A 23,128-nucleotide genomic window follows, 5' to 3' on the forward strand; every position below is an offset into this window, starting at 1 on the left:
TTGATAGCTCCTGCGTTGGCGCCAGCCGAACAAGCAGCCTGCCGTGCTCTTTTCCCGGAGACGGCTTGAACCACGAGCAATCTATGTCCACACCGAATTTATCTATTTCTGTTCTGACCCTGGCCATCCTGCACGCGTTTGCCACGCCTGCCCTGGCCGCGAATGACACCGCCGAAGTGTCGGCCGATACGCCAAGCATGACCGAAGTTGTCGTCACGGCCAGCAAGGCGCCAGCCGCCAAGCGCGCCTCCGTGGGCGGTTTTTCCGACGCCCCGCTGCTGCAGACGCCGGCGTCCGTCACCGTCATTTCGCAAAAAGACATGCAGGACTTGCAAATCCGCAATCTCAGCGATGCCGTCAAGCTCGACACCAGCATCAACGACGCCTACAACGCCGTCGGCTATGCGGAGCAATTTTCCATCCGCGGCTTCAAGCTCGACAACAATTCCAGCTACCGCAAGGATGGCGTGGCCATTCCCGGCGACACGCAAATTCCGCTGGAAAACAAGGAGCGCATCGAAGTGCTGAAGGGCTTGGCCGGCTTGCAGGCGGGCGTGGCCGCACCGGGCGGCGTGATCGATTTCATCGTCAAGCGCCCCACCGCCGCGCCGCTGCGCACGGTCACCGTGGAAACGCGCGAACGGGGCACCCTGTACGGCGCCGTCGACCTGGGCGGCCGCCTGGAAGACACGCGCTTCGGCTACAGGGTCAACGTGGCTGCCGAGCGCCTGCGTTCCTACATCAAGGGTGCGGATGGCAACCGTCGTTTCATTTCCGGCGCCTTCGACTGGCAAATATCGCCGCAAGCGCTGCTGCAAATCGATGCCGACTACCAGGACAAGGCACAGGCGACGGCGCCCGGCTTCCAGCTACTGAATAACACCACCTTGCCGACCGGCATCAGCGCCGACGCCATGCTCAACTTGCAGCCGTGGACGCGCCCCGTGGAAACCGTCACCAGCAATATCGGCCTGCGCTTCCAGTACGCCTTCAATGACGACTGGCACGCCACCGTGTCGGCCAACCAGCACTCGTTCAAGCGCGACGACTACACGGCCTTCCCGTATGGCTGCAGCGCGCAAGAGCTGTACCCGGGATTTTGCGGCAATGGCGACTACGACGTGTATGACTACCGCAGCCTGGGCGAGACGAAAAAGCCGCTGAGCGCACAAGCCATGATCCAGGGCAAGTTTGCCACCGGTGCCCTGCGCCACGAATTCACGGCCGGCGTCTCGACCTTCCGCCGCAAGGACCGCGCCGGCCTGTACGTGTACGACTGGGCTGGCGTGAGCAACATCTACCGCCCGCAAATAGTCGAGATGTCGACGGGCGTACAAGGCCCCGTGCGCCTGGTGCGCAAGGATACGGAAAACTCCGTCTTCGTGCAGGATATCGTCAGCCTGGCCCAAAACTGGAAGCTGCATGGCGGCTTGCGCCATATCAATGTCGACGGCTACCAGTATGTGTTGAAGGCCGACAAGGAAATCCGCGCCAAGCACGACTTCCTGCTGCCCAACGTATCGCTGGTCTACACCCCGCTCGACAATGTGTCCATGTATGCGGCCTATTCGCAGGGCATGGAACATGGCGGCACGGCCGACCGCAAGGCGATGAATGCCAACGAAGAGCTGACACCGAGCCGCTCGAAGCAGATCGAATTCGGCGTGAAGATGGATGTGACGCAGGACTTCATGCTGGCGGCCAGCCTGTTCCAGATCCGCAAGGGCCTGGAATTCCAGAACGCTGCCGGCTACTTCGTGCGTGAAGGCCAGGCGCAGCACCGTGGCCTGGAATTGTCCGCGCAAGGCAAGGCGACCCGCGACCTGAACCTGGGCGTCTCGCTCACGGCCCTGAACAGCCAGCAATCAAACACGGGCAATGCAAACCTCGATGGCAAGCGCGTGCCGAACGTGCCCGCCTTCAAGGCGGCCGTGCATGCGGACTATGCCGTACAACAGGTGGCGGGCTTGAGCGTCAACGGTAGCTGGGAATATGCGGGCAAGAAAGCGTTTGAGTACAACAACACCACTTTCGTGCCGTCGTACAACGTGTTCAACCTGGGCGCCGCCTACGCCACGCGCATCGCCGGCACGCGCGCCGTGCTGCGCGCCGCCGTCAACAACGTGGCCGACAAGTTCTACTGGCGCGACGTGACGCCGGAATCGGACGGCTATCTGTACCCTGGCGCCAGCCGCACGTTCAAGGTGTCGGCGCAGTTCGACTTTTAATTGAAGGAAATGACAGGCGCCGCAGCGAGCGCCTGCTGCAGCAAAGGCGCCGCCTGTTCCAGGCGCGCTTCCAGGCTGTCGTGCAACACCTGGTAGACGATGCCGCGCGCGTCCAGCTCGTCGAGCAAGTAGCGGTAGATCAGCTGGCGCACGGCTTCCGACTCGCGCTGCAAGCCATCGGCCACCCACGGGCTGTCGGGTGCCGTCACCAACGTCACGTCGTACTGCGTGGCATCGGCCAGCGCCGCCAGTTGCGCATCGGCACCGTGAAAGTAATGGCGGCTGTAGACCACCGTCATCAAGGGCGTCGTGTCACAGAATAGGAAGTGACGCGCTTGCGCGGCAGCGGCCGTTTCACGTTCGACTTGTGTCAGCGCAATGCCATACTGGTCGGCTGCGACGGGCACCCTGCCCTGCGTCTCGACGAACTCGCGCAAGTATTCCGGCACCCAGACGGTGCCGTAGCGCTCGGCCAAGGCGGCCGCCAGGGTCGACTTGCCCGACGATTCCGCGCCCAGTATCGCCACGCGCACGCAAGGCGCCGTCACTTGAGCACCATGGCATCGGGCGCGGCCGGTGCCGACTTTCTCCAAGCCAGCAAGCCGATGCTGGCCATGACGACAAACACCGCGTATAGGATGGCCGTCAGGGTCAGGTCCTTGTGCAGGTACAGCCACACATACAGGATATCGACGATGATCCAGACGATCCAGTTTTCCAGCTTCTTGCGCGACAACAAAAACTGGCCGACCAGGCTGCCTGCCGTGAGGAAACCATCCGCATGCGGCACGTCCGTGTCCGTCGTCGTCAGCAGCCAGGCAATGAGCAGGAAACCGACCAGCCAGCCCGCGGCGCAGGCCAGCCAGCCACGGCCATCGAGGCGCGTGACGGGCAGGGTCTTGCCGCCGCTGGCCGGATGCAGCCACTGGTACCAACCCCAGAACGAAACGCTGATGAACAGCAGTTGCAAGGCCATGTCGCCATACAGGCGCGATTCGAAAAAGACGAAACCGTAGGCGGCCGAGGAAATGATGGCGAACAGCCACGCCCAGTGATTCTGGCGGATATTCAGCGCAACGGTTGTCAGTGCCAGGACAAAGGAAATCAGTTCAAGCGGCGTGGTGGCAAAACCCAGCAGGAGAAGCGTATCGTTCATGGGAATCGTGATGAGGCTGGTGGTGCAGTATGCAATACCGGCCATGAATAAGCAAGATTGCCCGCAGCGTCACCGCCCTTCCCTGTTCCGCCCCCTCAGGCAAAGCCGCGCTTGACGGCGCGCGCCAGCGAACGCTGCACGATCAGCTTGTGGAAGGGCCGGATCAGCAGGATGTAAGCGCGTCCCACCCGATTGTGGCAATGCACGACGCTGGCCACGGTGACACTGCCATGTCGCCCCGCGTCGCGGTGGCGCAGCACGGACAGGCGGAAATCCAGGTGGCTGTCGTCCTCGCCCACGATGATTTCATCGTCGCTGACGGCGTAGATGCGAAAGATGCCGATGCGCTTGCCCGGCTTGCCTTCCATTTGTTTGGCCGTCTTGATGCCAAAGCACGCCACGATGGCGTCGCGCACCACCATCAGCCATTGCGCCCAGCGCGGCTGGCTACCCAGCAGCTGGCGCGCCAGGCTTTCCATGTCCAGCTCACGCGCGCGCGCGTTCGGCAAGTCGACGGCATACGCATCGGCCAGGTTGCTGCCCTGGTACAAGGGGGCGATGCTGGCGCCCGGCGGCAAGGCCACGGCGCGGACGGCGATGTTCATCTCTTGCATGTGCTCTCGATGTTTTCAGTGATAACATGGCCATCATACACGACAATGTGAACAGCGATAACATAGAATGACGACAAGCAGCACCTATCATCACGGCAACTTGCGCGACACCCTGGTCGCCACCGCCATCGCGCAACTGGCGCAGCAGCACGACGCCGCCCTGTCGCTGCGCGAACTGGCGCGCACGGTGGGCGTGTCGGTCGCCGCCGTGTACCGCCACTTCCCCAGCAAGGAAGCCTTGCTGGCCGACGTGGCGGCGGCCGGCTTCGCCAGCCTGATCGCCAAATGGGAAACTGAACTGCCGCCGCCGGGCAGCCTGCCCGCCGAGCAGCGTTTTCAGCTGCTCGGCCAGCAATACATCGAATTCGCCCTGGCCGCGCCGGCCCACTACCGGCTGATGTTCGAGCACCAGGACGTGCGCCAGTTCCCGGCCCTGCAAGAAGCGGCGCAAGCGTGCTTTCAGTATGTGCTGCAAACGGCCGGCGCGGCCGTGCGCGAAGCGGGCCTCGCTCCCCGCTGGGACAAGGCCGCCGCCAGCGCCGGCTGGTCGCTGGGCCACGGCTACGTGATGCTGCTGCTGAGCGGGCGCCTGGCCATGGCGGGGAGCGGCGACGACCTGTCGCCAGCCATGGTGCCGCGCTTTTTTCAATTGCCGGTGCAGGCATTGATGCAGGCCAGGGATAAAGCGGGACAAGAACAATAAAATCAGACAGAACTCGGTATCGGGATACATACCAAGATCCGCTTTCGCTGCAGGCCAGAAGTGCCCCTCAACTCAAGATTCAGTCCTAAACGTAAAGCCTGCACCGTCTTGAGCTTGGCGTTGATTGCCAGAGGATGGCATCACACCGCTGGGTTTGGCTGACGTTCGCTGAGGCTCGCCGCAGCGAGTTTCCCTAGGAAGCAAGCGGGTTCACCATCATCGGAGATCGGGCGGCAGCGATGTCATTCCATTGGATGACATCGCCTCGATGACTCCCATCAGTCGTAGAGGACAGCGTCACGAAGCCGCTGCTCGCGGCGTCTCAAGACATGGCCGCCGTCGCATCCGATTGATGACAATGTTTCAGCTGCCACCAACAGAACGCGCTGCAAAGTATCGTGCTGGGGAGTCGCCGAAGGAACGGCGAAACATGGCGATGAAGTTGCTCGGTGAGGCATAGCCCAGCGTGTCGGCAACATGCGTAACCGACTCTCCACGCGCAAGCATTTCCAGGGCGTGCGTGAGTTGTGCCTGCTGGCGCCATTGGGCAAAGCTCAGGCCTGTTTCAGCCAGCATCTGACGGCGCAGCGTTCGAGCCGACATCGCGCCCCAATCTGCCCAAGCTTCCAACGTTCGAATCGAACCTGGATCGTCCAAGATCGCCCGAGCGATACGCTCCAGCCGGGCAGTTGTCGGCATTGGCAAGTGCAGCGACTCATGCGGCGCACGACGGATTTCGTCAAGGATGACGGTAACGACGTGCTCTTGGTCTGACGCCAGCTGATCGGACTTGTCCCATTCGGCGGCTCGGCGCACCAAGGCGCGCAACACCTCAGTGATGCCGATCACGCAAGGCTGGTTCGGCAAGCACTCACTGGATTCCGGGGTGATGAACAAGCTCCAGCCGGCAAGAGCACCGCTGACACGTACTTGATGCGGTACCTCTGGCGGCATCCAGCCGGCGCGGTTCGGCGGTAGCAACCAAGATCCTTGAGCTGTTCGCACATGGATTAGCCCGGCTTCTACGCAGAACACCTGCCCTCGATGATGGTGATGCAAACCGTACTCGCGTGTTCCGAGGCGGTACTCGCTGCCCTGAGCGTCATTCCCCAACAACGCGATCAGACGAGGACCATCAGACCACTCACTGAAGTCGTCTTCCGCTTGCGCATGCTCAGGATTCATTTTGGCCATTTATCACCATTTTAAGTCCATTTACCGTTATATGACTTTTCATATTGCTCGGCATACTTAGCCCCTACCAAACTTTTTGGCGGCAGTCGCCGCCGTCATCGTGCTGAGAGGTCAATAAATGTCTATATCTTCCGTACCGGCGATGCCGCCACAACTCCTGCGCAGCGGCGTATCGACTTGGATTGCTACCTTCGTCGCCTGCGTGTGTGCCTTCATGGTCGTGGTGGACGGTGCCATCGTGAACGTCGCGCTACCGGCGATGCGCGATGACCTGGGTCTGTCATCTGTCCAATTGCAGTGGGTAGTCGACATCTACCTGCTGGTGCTAGGTGGCTGCATGTTGCTCGCTGCACGCGCCAGCGACATCTATGGGCGCCGGCGCCTTCTGCTGTGGGGTTTGACGCTGTTCACTGGAGCCAGCCTGGTAGGTGGCTTTGCGACTTCCGGGACCATGCTGCTGGCCTCGCGCGCAGTGCAGGGTTTGGGCGCGTCGGTACTGGCGACCTCACCGCTGGCAGTCATCGTCGCCGCCCATCCCAAGGGTTCGGGTCAGGAACGAGCGATCGGCCTGTGGGCGGCCTGCGCCGCGATGGGCTCGGCCTTTGGTGTGGTCATTGGCGGCTTGCTGACGAGCCTAGCCTCCTGGCGCTGGGTGATGTTCGTCAACATACCTGTCGGTATCGTCTTGGCCGCGGTTGTTGCCGGCTGTCTGCGCCCTCAGCTCATGGCCGACGCCAGGGCGAAGCTCGATGTTCTAGGCGCGTCCACTGTCACGCTGGCGTTGGCCTCGTTTCTCTATGCGATCTCACAATCGGTACATGCAGGTTGGACATCCAGTACCGTGCTCAGTGCGTTGGCTACCGCGCTGATCATGTTCATGGCCTTCATCGCAGCTGAACGCCGTTCGGCTCAGCCCCTGATCAATGTCGAAATATTTCGGCTGCGAAACGTAACGGTCGGAATGGCTATGGTGTTGAGCCTCGGCGCAGTTCTCACCGTGTCGATGTTCTTTCTATCGCAGGCTCTGCAGCGGATCGACGGGCGCAGTCCGCTCGACACCGGACTGGCTTTACTACCAATGGCTTCGGCACTGGCTATCGCATCGATCGCATCACGCTATTTGCGGGACGCTGGCGTTAAAAATTTGCCCTGTATTGGCAGCCTCGTGTCGGCAGCAGGCCTGATCTGGCTCAATTGGTTGCCTGTTCATCCATTGCAGGTCAGCGAATTTCTACTACCTACATTGCTGGTCGGCGCTGGCAACGGGTTGGTAATGATGAGTGCCACGCAAGCAGTTCTTGCAGGAGTTCCGCGGAAAGACTCGGGTCTTGCAGCAGGACTACAGAACACTGCACGCCAACTAGGTGGAGCAGTGGGCATAGCAGTACTAGGTGCAGTCGCCCATTCAGTCATGGCGGCGCAATTGGCCACCGGGCAACTACCCCAGGCGGCCGAACTTGCGGGTTACCGGTTCGCATTCTTGATGGCAGGCATCGTCAGCGTTGTCTCGGCAGTCGCGTCGCTCATGCTGAAGCACGCGCCCGCATCAAAAGAGTAGCGCGGAATTCCTTGGCTCCAGATGCGGCATTGCGTGAGAGCCAGTGCAGCTCGCTCATTCAGCATCAATCCTTGGAGAAAGCCTGCGGCCAGATGAAGCGGCCCCGCGCCAGCCGCTGGTTCAACAAGCATAGACCGGCGCCGGTCCACCACAGCAGTTTGATGATGTCACCGCGCCGGCCACGGAACACAGACACGTGGCCGTTGAAGCGGCAGCGCATGTCGGTGACGCCGGCAGCGATCCGGATGCGCGTGTGGGCAGGCAGGCCGATCATGGCAGCAGCCGCTGCAGCACCAAGGCCAGCACCGTCGTATCGGCGGCGCTCTCGATCCGCAGCTGGACCTTGCCGACAGTCAGGGCGATCACGCCGCCAGGCACACGAACCGGCTGGGGCGGATGCTTCGCCAATGCCGGCCTCACCACTGTCACCGGCAGCAGCGATTGTGCCACCAGCGCACGCTTGAATTCGTCGGTGCGGCGCCGATAACTGCCACGTCAGAAATCGTTAAGTGACGCATTGGAAAAATGAAAAGTTCATTTCCCCCAGCCACAAAAAAGCCGCATCTCCAAACAGGCGGATGCGGCATTGCGCTAGCGCAAATGAATGCTTACTTCGTCGCAGCTTTCACAGCCTTCGGATACTTGACCGTCATTTCCTGCAGCAGCTTATCGGCGTGGTCCACTTCCTTCATCACCCACAGCATGTAGCGGATGTCGAGGTGGATGGCGCGCGTGATGGCCGTGTCGAAGTACCAGTCTTTGGTGATCGATTCATACGTCGAATCGAAGTTCAGACCGATCAACTCGCCACGCTTGTTCATCACGGCCGAACCGGAATTGCCGCCCGTGGTGTCCGCGCTGGTGAGGAAGTTGACGGGGACCGTGCCCAGCACCGGGTCGCGGAACTGGCCGTAGCGTTTTTCCTTGACGGCGTCGAGCAGCGCTTGCGGTGCTTCGAACGGGGCTTTGCCCGTGACTTTCTCGACGATGCCTTCCACGGTCGTGAACGGTCCCTTGGTGATGCCGTCGCGCGGCGAGTAGGGAGAGACGGTGCCGTACGTGACGCGCAGGGTCGAATTAGCGTCAGGATAGACCGGCTTGCCTTGCGATTTCTTCCAGGCAATCACGGCTTGCATGTATTGCGGAATCACGCGTTCCAGGTTGCCGTCGATTTCCTTGCGGCGCTCTTCCAGCGCTGCCTCGACCACTTGCAGCTTGATGGCCAGTTGCATGAAGGCGTCGTCGGACCCCGCAACAGCAGCTTGGTCCTTTTCCAGCCAGGCCAGGCGCTTGCCCGTGTCAGCCAGTTGCGTCTGCTGGTACAGGGCCGCTACGGCGCTTGGCGCCGGCAGCAGCGCGTCCAGGCCTTGCGGATGGCTCTTCGCCGCCAGCTGCGCGTAACGCTTCAGGCCCGCTGCAAAACGCGCCTGATCGACCTTGTTGACATACGACTGCTCCAGACGGGCCAGACGGGCCTTGATGAAGGCCAGGTCGCGCTGCTGGAAGCCCGATTCGCGCTCGGCGTCCGCTTTCTGGCGCTCCAGCGACAGGCGGTAGATGGTGCGCGCGCTTTTCAGCAAGTCGCTATTGGTGGCCACTGACCAGGCGAACTCTTCTTCGCTCAAGGCCATGTCGCTGGCAATCGCCGCGTCCAGTTCGGCCAGCAGCGTGGTCGAGACGTTCGGCTGCTTCGCATACCAGGCGCGGAACTCGGCATCCTGCACGTCCTTGATGGCGGCGATGTCCTTGCGGGCGAAACCGTCGAGCAAGCCCTGGGTTTTCTTCAGCACGTTGTTGATGCTTTTCACCACGCTCGCATAGCGCACGGCAGCGGCGGCGTCGCCATCGGTGGCAGCGGCCATCACGGCCAGGTCAGCTTGCAGTTCGGATACTTTCAGGGGGAAGGCCGCATCGCGCGCAAAGCGGATTTCCGCCGGCAGCTTGTAACGGCTGGTGCGGCCGGGGTAGCCCGCCAGCAAGATGCCGTCACCGGCTTTCAATCCTTCGGCCGAGACCACCAGGAAGTCCTTCGATTTGTACGGCACGTTGTCGGGCGACGGGTCGGCCGGACGGCCATCCTTGCCCACGTAGGCGCGCAGGAACGCGTAGTCGCCCGTGTGGCGCGGCCATTCGTAGTTGTCGATGTCGCCGCCGAAGTTGCCGATCTTGTCCGATGGCGCGTACACCAGGCGCACGTCGCGTATCATCATCTGGCGGATGCGGTAGTACTCGAGGCCGCGGTGGAAGGCGGGCACGGAGCAGCGGTACATCTTGTCCGTTTCGCATTCGGCGATCAGGTCCTTGACGCGCTTTTCCACGGCTTCGTGGCGCGCGCGGCCACTCATGTCGGCCGTCAAGCCTTTCAGTACGCGCTCGCTGACGTTCTCCACCTTGTCCGTCACATACACCAGGCTGTTCGGACCGCCCGGCAGCTCGCTAGCGCGCGTCTTGGCCAGGAAGCCGTTGGTGATGTAATTGTGTTCCGGCGTGGAATTGCGCTGCACGGCGCCATACGCGCAGTGGTGGTTCGTCACCACCAGGCCCGCGTCGGAAACAAAAGCGGCCGAGCAGCCACCCAGCGACACGATGGCGCTCATCGGGTGCTTGCTCAGGTCGGCCAGTTTTTCTGCAGGAATGTCGATGCCGACCCGTTTCAGTTCGGCTTTCAGCTGTGGCAGTTGGTGTGGTTGCCACTGCCCTTCGTCGGCGTGTGCGCCGGCGAACGCGCCCAGTAAGGCGACGGGTAAAACGATTGTTTTGAACAAGATATGCCCCTCCATAAATAGCAGGCGAAAGTATAGCCTGTCCGGCGGGGCATGAGTCGGCAAAAATTAACCCATTGCAATTTCTGTATCAGGCGGCAGGCCGCCCCGCCCCCGGCAAGGGAATCTGCAGGGACAGGCGGCAACCGGTGCCCGACGCCGGCATGCCCACCTCGAAGTGCCCGCCCAGCGCCGTCACCCGCTCGGCAATGCCGATCAGGCCAAAGCACTGTTTTTTGCGCTGCTGCTGTGGCGTGATGCCGATGCCATTGTCGCTGATGGCCACGTACACGGCGCAGGCATCCGAACTGAGCTCGATCTCGACCTGGCTGGCCTGGGCGTGCCGCATGACGTTGCTAAGCGCCTCCTGCACGATGCGGAACAGCACGATCTCGACCTGGCTGCCGATGGCGGCAAACAAGGCCTCGTCGCGTATCAGCAAGCGGCAAGCGACGCCGCTGCGCTTGCGGAAATCGCCCACCTGCCATTCGATGGCGGCCTGCAAGCCCAGGTCCAGCGCCATCGGGCGCAGCTCGTTCATGATGCCGCGCACGCTCTTGATGGTGGTGTCGACATTGCTGAGCACAGCGCCGACCCGGCGGTGCAGGCGCGGATGGGTACCCTCGGTGCGCGCGCTGAGCATGGAAATATCGATGCGCAGCGCCAGCAGGTTTTGCCCCAGCTCATCGTGGATATCGCGCGAGATGCGCTTGCGCTCGTCTTCCTTGGCCGTTTCCAGATGCAGCGCCAGCTGGCGCAACTGCGCGTGCGACTGGCGCAGGGCGCCATCCATCAGCTTGCGTTCGGTAATGTCCGTGTGCGCCACCACCACACGCAGCGGCTCTTCGCCAAGGAAACGGCTGATCCTGGCCTGCGACCAGCGCGGGCCGGCGCGCGTGGCAAATTCATACTCTAGCGCAAACGTGTCGGCAGTGCCGGCAATGACGGAACGGATGCCGGCAGCGAGCTCGCGTCCGGCGCTGCGCTGCCAGCGTGGGTCGGTCTCGCAAAATTCCAGGTACTGCAGCGGCCGTGACGTTCGCCCCACGAAGGCCAGGCATGCCTGGTTGGCATGCACGACGCAGCCGGACCGGTCCAGCACCAGCACCCGGTCCGTCAGCGAATCGATGGTGGCGTGGAAGAAACGCTCGGCATCGCGCAAGGCTTCCTGCGCCCGCTCGCGCTGGTGCACTTCCAGCTGCAGATGCTGGTTGGCTCGCAGCAATTCGGCCGTGCGGTCGATGACGCGCTGGTCCAGCTCACGATGCAGTTCACGCAAGTCCACCTCGGCCAGCTTGCGCTCGGTGATATCGGAAAACACGCCGACAAAATGGCTGATGGCACCGTCCTGGTTGCGCATGGGCGTGATCGACAGCGACTCGACGAAGCGCTCGCCACTCTTGCGCCGGTTCACCAGTTCGCCATACCAGCTGCCATTCTGATGCAGGCTGCGCCACATGGCTTCATAGAAATGCGGCAAATGCGTGCCGCCGCCGAGGAAGGACGGATCGCGCCCGATGGCTTCCTCCGCCTGGTAGCCGGTGATGGTGGTAAAGGCGGGGTTGACGGAAATGATGCGGTTGCCGCTGTCTGTCACCAGCACGCCTTCGCGGATACTGTCGAGGATGACGAAGGCGCGCTGCAAGGCCGATTCGCGCGCATGCTCGTCGCCCAGGTCCATCACCAACATGCGCGCCGTGGCGCTGGCTGCGTCGACATTGGCTTCGATGCGCACCATGCGACCCGTGCGGCCCGCTACGCCTTCGAACAGTTGCACCTCGAGTACCTGACGCGCACCGCTGCTGAAGACAGCGTCGAGGAAACGGCGGAAAGCACCCTGCGCCTGGGGCGCAACGAATTGTTCGAAACGCCGTCCCAGCAGCTGGCTCTTGTCACGTTGCAACAAGCCGCAGGCAGCCACGTTGACACGCGTGATGACGCTCTCGCGCGCCACTGAAAAATAGCTGACGGGCGCCTGTTCATACAGCTGCGCATATAGGTCGCGGCGGCTTTCAAATTCAGTCCTCATCTGTTCCAGTTCGCCCGGGGCTGCACTCTGCATTTCCAGCTCGATCTGCTTGATCTGCAGCTCATGCGTCTGACGCATCACGTCTTCATTCGACTGCGGTGGCGGTATCGGCTGGCGCTGCTGCGCCAATTGCTCGGCCTGCGCTTGCAATCTGGCCGGCATGCTACCGTCGTCGAATGGTCCGTTCATGAGGCTCTCTTTCCTGCTGTCCCGTCTGCTACGGCGCCGGACTGGATCTGACGCCGCCGGGCTTCCAGTATCCTCGCCGATTGCCACTCCTCATTGCTCACTTGCCATTCCCCCTTAGCCGGTTTGACTTCGTCGCGCGAGGTCTGGATGTCATGGCGTGCCTGGATCAGCTGCCGCCCCAGTTCCAGCACCTTGAGCTTCGGCGGGCGGCCCGGGGTGGCCGCTGGCGGCACGTCGGCAAGCTGGGACGCCCGGTTGCCGGGGCGCTGGTACAGCCAGACGGACGCCGTCAGCGGTGCGCACGGCTCGGAAGAATGTCCAGGCGTGTCGGCGCTCCCCAACAGCAATACGCCATCGCGGTTCAAGGCGTAATGAAACAGGGGAGTCAAACGCTGCTGCAGCTTGGTTTTGAGGTAAATCAAGAGGTCAGGCCGGCAATTGATAATCTTGCATTCTAGCACTCAAGCCACGCGTGAAAATGCGAATTTGGCGCAGGTTTTTCACCCTGCGCCAACCTGCCGTCTACTGCGCCGGCGGCACATGCCAGCCGCCGCCCAGCGACTGAATCAGGGCCACGGCCGTCGTCTGGCGGTCCGCCTGCGCCTGCACCAGCGAACGGCGCGCCGACAGGGCCGTCACCTGCGCCGTCACCACATCCGTATAGCCGACCTGGCCCGCGTTGTAGCGGTTCAGCATCTGCTGCTCGACCTGGTCGGCGGCGGACGACGCCTGCTGGCGCAAGGCCAGCTGCTCGGCCAGCGCGCGCGTGGCCGACAACTGGTCTTCCACGGCGCCAAAGGCGGCCAGCACCGTCTGACGGTAGCGCGCCACGGCCGCTTCGTGGCCGGCCTTGGCCGCGTCCACGCTGGCCGTGGTGGCGCCCGCGTTGAACAAGGTTTGCGCGGCCGACACGCCCAGCGACCACAGGCTCGACGATGCATTGAACAGGTCGCCCACACGGCTGGCGCCGGACCCGTAGGAACCCGTCAGGTTCAGGCTCGGATAGTAGGCGGAACGGGCGATGCCGATCTGCTCGTTGGCCACGGCCACCCTGCGCTCGGCGGCGGCGATATCGGGGCGGCGCTGCAGCAGGGTCGACGGCACGCCCAGCGGCACCTCGGGCACGGTCAGGGTCCACGGCGCCACGGCCAGGCTGAAGTCGGACGGCGCCTTACCCAGCAGGATGGCGATCGCGTGTTCCAGCTGGGCGCGCGCACGCGTCTGGCTCGACAGGTCGATCTGCGCATTCGCCAGCTGCGTCTGCGCCTGCAGCAGGTCGGACTTGGCGGCGATGCCGGAATTGAAGCGGTTGCTGGTGATGTCGAGCACGCGCTTGTAGCCAGCAATGGTGGCGTTCAGCAGCGCGATCTGCGCATCGCTCTGGCGCAGCGAAAAGTAATTCGTCGCCAGTTCGCCCTGCGCCGACAGGCGCGCGGCAGCCAGGTCGGCCGCGCTGGCGGCCGCGCTGGCATCCGCGCCCGATACGCCGGCGCGCAGGCGGCCCCAGATATCCGGTTCCCACGACGCGCCGATGGCCGCCTTGAAGTTATTGTTCGTCTGCTGCTCGCCACCGCCACCGGAACGGGCACCGCTGCCCGTCAGGTTCACACTGGGGAACAGCGAGGCGCGTTGTTCGCGCACCAGCGCGCGCGCCTGCTCGTACGAGGCAATGGCAGCCGCCACGTTCTGGTTCGATACCTCAATGCCTTCGGCCAGCTGGTTCAGCTGCGCGTCGCCGAACAGGGTCCACCAGGGGCCACGCTCCAGGGTATCGGCTGGCACGGCCGGTTGCCAGCCGGCCGCCTCCTTGAACGCTTGCGGCGCGGCGGCGACGGGCACTTCATACGCGGGGCTGACGGCGCAGCCAGCCAGAAGAACTGCGGCCGCTGCCAATGCCAGCAGGTGGCGTGCGGGTACGGCGGACGGGATAGGTTTTACTTGCTTCATGATTGTGTGCTCGGGTTATCTGGCCCAGGAATGCGGCTCAATTGCTGCTCGTCGGCGCTGCGCGTGCGCAACTTGTCGAGCAGGATATAGACCACCGGGGTGGTCAGCAATGTGAGTAACTGGCTGGCAATCAGGCCGCCGATGATGGCGACCCCCAAGGGCTGGCGTAGCTCTGACCCCTCGCCGAAACCGATCGCCAGCGGCAAGGCGCCAAGCGCCGCCGCCAGTGTGGTCATCAGAATGGGGCGGAAACGCAGCAAACATGCCTCGCGCACCGCCTCCACCGCTGTCAGTCCGCGCGAACGCTCGGCCTCCAGCGCGAAGTCGATGATCAATATAGCATTTTTCTTGACGATACCGATCAACAGGAACACGCCGATCAGGGCAATGATGGAAAACTCCATGCGGAACAGCAGCAATGCCAGCACGGCGCCCACCCCCGCCGACGGCAAGGTTGACAGCACGGTGATCGGGTGGATCAGGCTTTCATACAGGATGCCCAGCACGATGTAAATCACCACGATAGCCGCCAGGATCAACAGCGGCTGCTCCTTGTTGCTGTCCTGCGCACTCTTGGCCGAACCCTGGAAGCTGCCGCGCACATTCACCGGCATACCGATTTCCGATTCCGCCTGGGCCACGGCGGCCTGCCCATCGCTGAGCGGAGAGCCGTCGGCCAGGTTGAACGAGACGGTGGTGGCCAGCTCACCTCCCTGGTGGTTGATGGACGTCGCCGTCGAGCTTTCGGCAAAGCTGCTGAACGACGACAGCGGCACCATCGTCGCCAGGGTCGTACTCAAGGCCGTACCGCTGGACGGATCGCGCGCCGCCGTCGTGTTCGAGGTGGTGGCAGTCGTCGCCGAGGTGACGGCAGAGGTGGTCGTGCTGACGCCGGCCGCATTCGACGCCGGCACATACACGGAGCGCAGCGCTTCCGGACTTTGCGCATAGCGCGGCGCTACTTCCATGATGACGTGGTACTGGTTCAGCTCATCATAGATGGTCGCCACCTGGCGCTGGCCGAAGCTGTTGTACAGCGCATTGTCGATGTCGCGCACCTGCACGCCCAGCTGGGTGGCGCGGTCCTTGTCGATGCTGACAAAGGTTTCCACGCCATTTTCCGCCTGGTCCGTGTCGACGTCGATCAGGGCGGGCTGCAGCTTCATCTGGTCGGCCAGTTTCGCCGCCCATTTCTTCAGGTCCGCCTGGTTGTCGCTGATCAGGGTGTACTGGTAGGTCGAATTGCTGGAACGCCCGCCCATGCGCAAATCCTGCACGGGGTTGAGGAACAGGGAAATACCCGTCACCTTCGCCAGTTGCGGGCGCAAGCGCGCGATCACGGCTTGGCCCTTGTCGGTGCGCTGCGAGGCCGGTTTCAGATCGATGAACATGAAGCCGCCCCCCGCCCTGCCCCCGCCGGTGAACCCGACGACGGTGGCGACGGCAGGATCGTCCTTGATGATGTTGACCAGCTGGCGCAGCTTGCCCTGCATGGCCTGGAAGGAGATGCTCTGGTCGGCGCGCATGCCGCCGTTGATCTGGCCCGTGTCCTGCTGCGGGAAAAAGCCCTTGGGCGCGGCCGCAAACAGATACACGTTCAGGCCGACGACGAATACCAGGATGGTCATCACCAGCGCGGCGCTGGACAAGGCCCAGTCCAGGCAGTGTTCATACGCTTTCAGCATGCGCTCGAAGCCCCGTTCGAACCAGCGCGCGACAAAGCCGGGCGGCTTGTGCTGCTCGCCGCTTTTCAGCAGCCAGGCGCACATCATCGGCGTGGTGGTCAATGAAATCACCAGCGAAATCATCACGGCGGCCGACAGCGTGACGGCAAATTCGCGGAACAAGCGCCCCACCTGGCCGCCCATGAACAGCAGCGGGATGAAGACGGCCACCAGCGACAGGCTGATCGACAGCACGGTAAAACCCACTTCGCGCGCGCCCAGCAAGGCCGCCTTGAAACGTTCCATGCCCGCCTCGATGTGGCGTTGCGTGTTTTCCAGCACCACGATGGCATCATCGACGACAAAGCCGGTGGCCACAGTCAGCGCCATCAGGGACAGATTATTCAGGCTGAACCCCAGCATGTACATCACGCCGAAAGTGCCCAGCAAGGAGACGATGGTGGCCACGGCCGGGATGATGGTGGCGCGCACGCTGCGCAAAAAGGCGCTGACCACCAGCACCACCAGCACGATGGAGAGGATCAGGGTGAATTCGATCTCGTGCAAGGATGAGCGGATGGAATTGGTGCTGTCGGACGCCACTTGCAGCTTGATGTCGCCGGGCAGCTGCGCCTGCAATTGCGGCAGCAGTGCGCGCACGCCGTCCACCGTGGCGATGACGTTGGCGCCGGGTTGGCGCGTGATCAGCACGATGACGGCCGGGTCACCGTTGAACAGGCCCAGGGTATTGTTGTTTTCCACGCCGTCGACCACTTCGGCCACGTCGTCGAGGCGGATGGCGGCGCCATCGCGCCAGGCCACCACCAGGCCGCGGTAGTCGGCCGCGCTGCGCCCGCCCGAGGCGGTGCTGGCGCCCGAATAGATTTGCAGGCTGCGCGCGTCGCCGGAGATCGCCCCCTTGGGCCGGTTGGCGTTCGTGGCCTGGATGGCCGCGCGCACATCTTCCATCGACACGGCATAGTGATTGAGCTGGTAAGGCAGCAATTCCACACGCACGGCCGGCAACGAACCGCCGCCCAGTTCCACGTCGCCCACGCCTTTGACTTGCGCCACTTTCTGCTGCACCAGGTTCGACACGGCATCGTAGATCTGGCCCGGCGTGCGCGTCTTTGACGTCAGCGCCAGGATGATCACGGGCGCGTCGGACGGATTGGCCTTGCGGTAGGTCGGATTGCTGCGCAGGGTGGCCGGCAAGTCCACGCGCGAGGCGGCAATAGCCGCCTGCACTTCGCGCGCGGCCGAATCGATCTTGCGGTTCAAATCAAACTGCAAATTGATGCGCGCCGAGCCCGTGCTGGACGACGACGTCATCTCGTTCACGCCGGAAATCACGCCCAGGCGCCGCTCCAGCGGCGTGGCCACCGAGGTGGCCATGGTCGCGGGGCTGGCGCCGGGCAGGCTGGCACTGACGGAAATGGTCGGATAATCGACTTGCGGCAGCGGCGAGACGGGCAGCACGAAGAAAGCGCCGACGCCCGCCAGCGCGATGCCGATGGTCAGCAGCACGGTGGCGATGGGCCGCTTGACGAATGGTTCGGACAGGTTCACGCGGCGCTCCCCGCGTTATCGGCCGGCTTGTCCAGGCTCACGCCCCGCGTTTTAGACGCGAAGCGCTGGCCCAGGCGGTCAAAGCCCAGGTAGATGACGGGCGTGGTAAACAGGGTCAGCACCTGGCTGACGATCAGGCCGCCGAAGATGGCCAGGCCCAGCGGACGGCGCAACTCGGCGCCCTCGCCCCAGCCCAGCATCAGCGGCACAGCCGCGAACAGCGCCGCCAGGGTCGTCATCAGGATAGGGCGGAAACGCAGCAATGCGGCCTGGTGGATGGCTTCCTGCGGGCTCTTGCCCTCGTCGCGCTCGGCCTCGATGGCAAAGTCGATCATCATGATGGCGTTCTTCTTGACGATGCCGATCAAGAGGATGATGCCGATGATGCCGATCACGCCCAGGTCCTGCCCGGAAATCATCAGCGCCAGCAAGGCACCCACGCCGGCCGATGGAAGGGTCGACAAAATCGTCAGCGGGTGGATATAGCTTTCATACAGCACGCCCAGCACGATATAGACGCAGACGACGGCGGCCAGGATCAGCCACAGCTGATTCGACAAGGAATTTTCATACGCACCGGCCGCGCCCAGGAAAGTCAATGTCAGCGATGGCGGCAAGGCGATGTCTTTTGCCGCCTGCCGGATGGCGTCGACGGCGCTGCCCAGCGCCACGCCCTGCGTGGTATCAAAGCCGAGTGTCGTGGCCGGGTACTGCGCCACGTGCGTGATTTGCAGCGGCGCCTGTTTTTCGCTGATGCTGGCAAAGGCGGACAGCGGCGTCGACTTGCCGGAACCCGTGCGCACCTGCAGTTCCGACAGGTCGGCCGGCGTGGTGACGATGCCGGGCTGCGCTTCGAGAATCACGCGGTACTGGTTGGTTTCCGTGAAAATGGTCGAGATGATGCGCTGGCCGAAAGCGTTGTACAGCGCGTCGTCGACGGTGGCCGTGGTGACGGACATGCGCGCAGCGCTATCGCGGTCGATGGCCACCACGACGGCGGCGCCCGTGGCGCCCGCATCCGTGACGACGTTGCGCAGCTGCGATTTTTCGCGCATGCGCGCCGCCAGCTTGCCGGCCCACTCGGTGACGGTGGCCGTGTCGGCCCCTTCGAGCGACACGCGGTACTGCGTCGGCCCCGATTCCGCATCGATGGTGAGATCCTGCGTCGGCTGCAAATACAGGGTTACGCCGGCGACCTTGGCCACGCGGTTGCGCAGGCGCTCCATGATGTCGTCCTGGCTGCCGCTGCGCGAACGCTTCAGGTTGATCAGCATGCTGCCCGTGTGCAGCATGGTGTTGTTGGCCGCATCCACGCCCACCAGGGAACTTAGGGTATCGACAGCGGGATCTTCCAGCAGCGCGCTGGCAGCAGCCTGCTGCAAGGTGGCCATGCGTTCGTACGAGACGGCTTGCGAGGTTTCGATGCGCGCCTTCAGCTGCCCCGTGTCCTGCGTGGGGAACAGGCCTTTCGGGATGGTGATGTACAAAATCACCGTCAGCAGCAAAGTGGCCAAAGCCACCAGCAGGGTCAAGCCCTGGCGTTTTAGCACCCACACCAGCGCATGGTCGTACTGCACGATGACGCGGTCGAGAAAGGCCTGGATGCGCTGGCCCGTGGCGCTGACTTTTTCATCGGCGTGGCTTTTCAGCCAGCGCGCCGACATCATCGGCACCAGGGTCAGCGAGACCACGCCGGAAATCAATATCGTGATGGCCAGGGTCATGGCAAATTCGCGGAACAATCGGCCCACCACGTCGCCCATGAACAGCAACGGAATCAGCACGGCAATCAATGACACCGTCAGCGAGATGATGGTAAAGCCGATCTGCGACGCGCCTTTCAGCGCGGCCGCCATCGGCGTTTCGCCCTCTTCGATGTAGCGGGCGATGTTTTCGATCATGACGATGGCGTCATCGACGACAAAACCGGTGGCAATCGTCAGCGCCATCAGGGACAGGTTGTTCAGGCTGTAGCCGAGCAGATACATGGCGCCGCAGGCGCCGATCAGCGAAATCGGCACGGACAGGCTGGCAATCACCGTGGCGCGCAGACTATGCAAAAAGGCGAAGATCACCAGCACCACCAGCAGCACGGACAGCAGCAGTTCCATTTCCACGTGCTCGACCGAGGCGCGGATGCCTGTCGTGCGATCGCTCAACACGTCGAGTTTCATGGCCGCCGGCAGGCTCGCTTGCAGGTCGGGCAGCAGGGCCTTGATAGCGTCGACCGTCTTGATGACGTTGGCGCCGGGCTGGCGCTGCACGTTCAGAATGATGGCCGGCTGCTTGCCCGACCAGGCACCCAGGCGCGTATTTTCCGCGCTGTCGACGACGTTGGCCACGTCAAGCAGGCGCACGGGCGCGCCGTTTTTATAGGTGATGATCAGGCGCTTATAGTCTTCCGCCGTCACCAATTGATCGTTGGCGTTGATGGTAAACGAGCGCGTGGGGCCGTCGAAACTGCCCTTGGCACTGTTGACGTTGGCCGCCGCGATGGCCGTGCGCAGGCTGTCGAGGCCCAGGCCATATGAGGCCAGCAATTTGGTGTCGCCCTGGATGCGCACGGCGGGACGCTGGCCGCCCGACAGCGACACCAGGCCCACGCCGTTGACCTGGCTGATTTTCAGCGCCAGGCGGGTGTTGACGATGTTTTGCACCTGCGTCAGCGGCATGGTGTCCGAGGTGATGGCCAGTGTCAGCACGGGCGCGTCGGCCGGGTTGATCTTGGCGTACACGGGCGGCGCTGGCAAGTCGGTCGGCAGCAGGGAGCCGCCCGCGTTGATGGCCGCCTGCACTTCCTGCTCAGCCACGTCCAGGGTCTGGCCCAGGGTGAATTGCAGGGTGATGAGTGAGACGCCGGCGGCGCTGGTGGAACTCATGCGCTGCAAGCCCGACATCTGCCCGAACTGGCGCTCCAGCGGGGCCGTCACGGTCTGCCCCATGACTTCGGGACTGGCGCCCGGGTATAAGGTCTGCACCTGGATGGTGGGGAAGTCCACCTGCGGCAAGGCGGCCAGCGGCAGGAACTTGAAGCCGACCAGCCCCGCCAGCACGATGGCCAGCATCAGCAGCGCCGTGGCGACGGGGCGCTTGATGAAGGGCGTCGATGGACTCATTGTGCTGCGCCCTTCGCTGGTGCCGCTGGAACGTTGGCCGGTGCGGATGCGGATGCGGAAGCGGCTGCCGCTGCTGATGCGCTGGCAGCGCCGTCAGCCTGCTGGCGGCGGTGGCGGCGTTCGCCGCTTGCGCCAGGTGCACCGCCCGCACCGACCGGCTTGTCGCCCGCCAGGGTGACTTTAGCGCCTTCCTTCAGGCGGTCGGCGCCTTCCGTGATGACTTGCTCTCCCGCTTCCAGGCCGGCGCGGATTTCCACCATGTCGGTAGTCGCCTGACCGCGCGTGACCATGCGCACGGTGACGGTTTTGTCGGCTTTCAGCACATACACGAAGTCGCCATTATTGCTGTGACGCAGAGCCGTCACGGGTACCAGCACGGCGCCCGTGATATTGCCCAGTTCCAGGCGCACGTTGACGAACTGGCTGGGGAACAGGGCCATCTTGTCATTCGTGTAGCGGGCCTTGGCGCGCACGGTGCCCGTCTGCACGTCGACCTGGTTATCGAGCGCGCTCAGGCTGCCCTTGTCCAGGGTATGCGTGCGCGTGCGGTCCAGCGCCAGGGCCGCCAGGGCAGAGCCGCCATTCAGGCGTTCCTGGATGGTCTGCACTTTATCCTGTGGCACGGAAAACGCTACGTCGATGGGCGACAGCTGCGTCACCACCACCACGCCGCCCGCGTCGCTGGTGCTCACCAGGTTGCCGATATCGACCACCTTCAGGCCCGCACGGCCGCTGATCGGCGACACCACCTTGGTATAACCGAGGTTCAGCCTGGCCGTGCCTTCGGCGGCGCGGTCCGTCATGACCGTGCCTTCCAGCTGTTTGACCAGGGCGGCCTGCGTATCGACGTCCTGGCGCGCGATGGAATCCTGGCCCAGCAGGGTTTGATAGCGCTTCAGGGTCAGGCGCGCGTTTTCCAGCTGCGCTTCATCGCGCTGGCGCTGGCCCGTGGCCTGCATCAGCGCCATCTCGAACTGCGCCGGGTCGATCTGCGCCACCACCTGGCCCGCCTTGACCATGCCGCCTTCCTTGAATTTCAACTCTTTCAAAATGCCCGACACTTGCGGGCGCACCGTCACGGTGGACGCCGCCGTCACGGTGCCCAGCGCATCGAGCACCACGGGCAAGTCGGACTTCACGGCCGTGGCCACGCCCACGGTGGTCGAGGGGCCGCCGCGGCGTCCACCGGGGCCGCCCGGACCGCCGGGTCCGGCCATGCCGGAGCCGCCCTGGGCGGCGGTGCCGGAGTGGGTCAGGTACCAGGCAGCGCCCCCCAGTGCAGCCATCACGGCCAGCGCGATGACCGTGCCGACGATTTTCGAACGGCGGCTGCGCCGCGCGGTGTTGGGTGTTGTCTGCGAATCCATCGCTTATCCTTGTATAGGCCGCTGGCACGGCGAGTCTGTGGCGCCGGCCGAGGTGGAACACACTCAGGCCGGACGACCGTTTTTCGGGGTTGTTTCGGTACAAAGCCGGGGGAGTCAAGAGCTGAAAGTCAGCTGAAAAAACATCGCTCCCTAGCGTGAAACGACTCTAGCATAGTCATGTTTCTGTTTCATTTCTACTTGAAACAATTATCCATGGCTTGCCGCGCGGGGCCTGGACACGCACGCCTGCTGGCATGCCGCCACTGTGGGGGAATGGTGGAAAAATCAGGCTTGCGGGGCGTCGTGCCACGGCGCCAGCGCTGCACGGGCGACTCGCATGCAGATACAAACTCGCTACAAATCTCCCGCCATCCGCCTTGACCTGGCGCCACGCGGGTGCTCAGGCAGCGACAGACGGCCGCGATTCTTTACCTGGATTTACAGCGTCATGCCAAGGATGACATCCTGGTAATCGGTGCGGCCCACGCGGAAAGTGCGCCTGCCCAGCTGCGCAAAGCCGCAGCGCGCATAAAACGCCAGCGCGTCGTGGTTTTCCGCGTACACGCCCAGCAGCACGCGCCCTGCGCCGCTGGCGCGCGCCCGCTCCACGGCCGCCGGCATCAGGCGCTGGCCCACACGCTGGCCCTGGAAGCGGTGCAGCAGGTAGATGCGCTTGATTTCCAGGTCATTCGGCCTCGGGTTGGCCACCGGCAGGCTGGCGGGACTGAGCACCAGGTAGCCGATGGGCGCGCCACCGGGCGTGGCCTCGGCCAGCCACAGCCGCATGGCCGGCAGCGCCAGCCAGTCGCGGTACAGTTGCACATCGTGCTGGCGCTGGCAGTGGGCGATGACGTCGGCGCCATCGAGGATGCCGGCAAACGCCTCCAGGAAGGTCGATTGTCCCACCAGCGCCAGCGCCTGTTCATCGCCCTGCACGCAAGGGCGAATGCTGATCGCCGTGTCAGTTTGTGTACTCATGTCGTTTGCCATGCCTTGCTCTTCATCGCTGCCCTGCATATGAAACAAGCCGGG

17 protein-coding genes are annotated in these 23,128 nt (G+C 63.5%); 3 read left to right on the forward strand and 14 right to left on the reverse strand.

The genetic code is table 11. From position 1 onward, the window contains the following. Positions 1-83: 83 nt before the first annotated feature. A complete protein-coding gene (locus tag ACQ4W7_RS09895; protein WP_426070557.1) occupies positions 84-2,228 on the forward strand; it encodes a TonB-dependent siderophore receptor in 2,145 nt (714 codons plus the stop codon). On the opposite strand, the gene ACQ4W7_RS09900 is transcribed toward ACQ4W7_RS09895, so the two are convergent. The 3 genes from ACQ4W7_RS09900 to ACQ4W7_RS09910 all read right to left on the reverse strand — a co-directional run bounded on the left by ACQ4W7_RS09900 (position 2,225) and on the right by ACQ4W7_RS09910 (position 3,998). Then, a complete protein-coding gene (locus ACQ4W7_RS09900) occupies positions 2,225-2,776 on the reverse strand; it encodes an AAA family ATPase (RefSeq protein ID WP_436530123.1) in 552 nt (183 codons plus the stop codon). The two genes, ACQ4W7_RS09895 and ACQ4W7_RS09900, sit on opposite strands and share 4 nt — an antisense overlap. Then, positions 2,773-3,384: a nicotinamide riboside transporter PnuC gene (pnuC, locus tag ACQ4W7_RS09905; protein WP_426070558.1), complete on the reverse strand. Its 612-nt coding sequence runs from the start codon at positions 3,382-3,384 to the stop codon at positions 2,773-2,775. Before pnuC ends, ACQ4W7_RS09900 begins: the two co-directional genes overlap by 4 nt. A gap of 95 nt (positions 3,385-3,479) precedes the next feature. Next, positions 3,480-3,998: a DUF2867 domain-containing protein gene (locus ACQ4W7_RS09910; protein WP_436530125.1), complete on the reverse strand. Its 519-nt coding sequence runs from the start codon at positions 3,996-3,998 to the stop codon at positions 3,480-3,482. 67 nt (positions 3,999-4,065) lie between these two features. Here ACQ4W7_RS09910 and ACQ4W7_RS09915 point away from each other — a divergent pair, with 67 nt between their 5' ends. Further along, positions 4,066-4,701, forward strand: coding sequence for a TetR/AcrR family transcriptional regulator (locus tag ACQ4W7_RS09915; RefSeq protein ID WP_436530127.1), 636 nt, complete (start codon positions 4,066-4,068; stop codon positions 4,699-4,701). 363 nt (positions 4,702-5,064) lie between these two features. Here the strand turns inward: ACQ4W7_RS09915 and ACQ4W7_RS09920 are convergent, their stop codons facing one another. Next, positions 5,065-5,886, reverse strand: coding sequence for an AraC family transcriptional regulator (locus ACQ4W7_RS09920; RefSeq protein ID WP_426070871.1), 822 nt, complete (start codon positions 5,884-5,886; stop codon positions 5,065-5,067). Between the two features lie 127 nt (positions 5,887-6,013). Here ACQ4W7_RS09920 and ACQ4W7_RS09925 point away from each other — a divergent pair, with 127 nt between their 5' ends. Continuing rightward, positions 6,014-7,453: an MFS transporter gene (locus tag ACQ4W7_RS09925; RefSeq protein ID WP_436530129.1), complete on the forward strand. Its 1,440-nt coding sequence runs from the start codon at positions 6,014-6,016 to the stop codon at positions 7,451-7,453. A 64-nt stretch (positions 7,454-7,517) separates the two neighbouring features. Here the strand turns inward: ACQ4W7_RS09925 and tnpB are convergent, their stop codons facing one another. The 10 genes from tnpB to ACQ4W7_RS09975 form a co-directional block, all read right to left on the reverse strand. Next, entirely contained in the window at positions 7,518-7,727 is a 210-nt protein-coding gene (gene tnpB / locus ACQ4W7_RS09930) for an IS66 family insertion sequence element accessory protein TnpB (protein ID WP_426070562.1), read from the reverse strand. Beyond that, complete coding sequence (locus ACQ4W7_RS09935; protein WP_436530131.1) at positions 7,724-7,903, reverse strand: hypothetical protein; 180 nt, start codon at positions 7,901-7,903, stop codon at positions 7,724-7,726. Before ACQ4W7_RS09935 ends, tnpB begins: the two co-directional genes overlap by 4 nt. Positions 7,904-8,061: 158 nt before the next feature. Continuing rightward, a complete protein-coding gene (locus ACQ4W7_RS09940) occupies positions 8,062-10,218 on the reverse strand; it encodes a S46 family peptidase (protein ID WP_436530133.1) in 2,157 nt (718 codons plus the stop codon). A gap of 88 nt (positions 10,219-10,306) precedes the next feature. Continuing rightward, the gene (locus ACQ4W7_RS09945) at positions 10,307-12,433 is read right to left on the reverse strand and encodes a PAS domain-containing sensor histidine kinase (protein ID WP_436530135.1); all 2,127 of its coding nucleotides are present in this window, start codon (positions 12,431-12,433) and stop codon (positions 10,307-10,309) included. Beyond that, on the reverse strand, positions 12,430-12,855 hold the full coding sequence (locus ACQ4W7_RS09950; RefSeq protein ID WP_436530137.1) for a protein-glutamate O-methyltransferase CheR: 426 nt from the start codon (positions 12,853-12,855) through the stop codon (positions 12,430-12,432). Before ACQ4W7_RS09950 ends, ACQ4W7_RS09945 begins: the two co-directional genes overlap by 4 nt. Positions 12,856-12,955: 100 nt before the next feature. Next, positions 12,956-14,380: an efflux transporter outer membrane subunit gene (locus ACQ4W7_RS09955; RefSeq protein ID WP_436530139.1), complete on the reverse strand. Its 1,425-nt coding sequence runs from the start codon at positions 14,378-14,380 to the stop codon at positions 12,956-12,958. Continuing rightward, on the reverse strand, positions 14,377-17,613 hold the full coding sequence (locus tag ACQ4W7_RS09960) for an efflux RND transporter permease subunit (RefSeq protein WP_436530141.1): 3,237 nt from the start codon (positions 17,611-17,613) through the stop codon (positions 14,377-14,379). The genes ACQ4W7_RS09955 and ACQ4W7_RS09960 overlap by 4 nt, the downstream gene beginning before the upstream one ends. Next, on the reverse strand, positions 17,610-20,729 hold the full coding sequence (locus ACQ4W7_RS09965; RefSeq protein WP_436530143.1) for an efflux RND transporter permease subunit: 3,120 nt from the start codon (positions 20,727-20,729) through the stop codon (positions 17,610-17,612). The genes ACQ4W7_RS09960 and ACQ4W7_RS09965 overlap by 4 nt, the downstream gene beginning before the upstream one ends. Further along, the gene (locus ACQ4W7_RS09970) at positions 20,726-22,096 is read right to left on the reverse strand and encodes an efflux RND transporter periplasmic adaptor subunit (protein ID WP_436530145.1); all 1,371 of its coding nucleotides are present in this window, start codon (positions 22,094-22,096) and stop codon (positions 20,726-20,728) included. Before ACQ4W7_RS09970 ends, ACQ4W7_RS09965 begins: the two co-directional genes overlap by 4 nt. A gap of 438 nt (positions 22,097-22,534) precedes the next feature. Beyond that, positions 22,535-23,074, reverse strand: coding sequence for a GNAT family N-acetyltransferase (locus tag ACQ4W7_RS09975; RefSeq protein ID WP_436530147.1), 540 nt, complete (start codon positions 23,072-23,074; stop codon positions 22,535-22,537). Positions 23,075-23,128: the final 54 nt, after the last annotated feature.

Origin of the sequence: Janthinobacterium algoris (assembly GCF_051380935.1) — a bacterium.
Classification (GTDB): Bacteria; Pseudomonadota; Gammaproteobacteria; order Burkholderiales; family Burkholderiaceae_D; genus Janthinobacterium.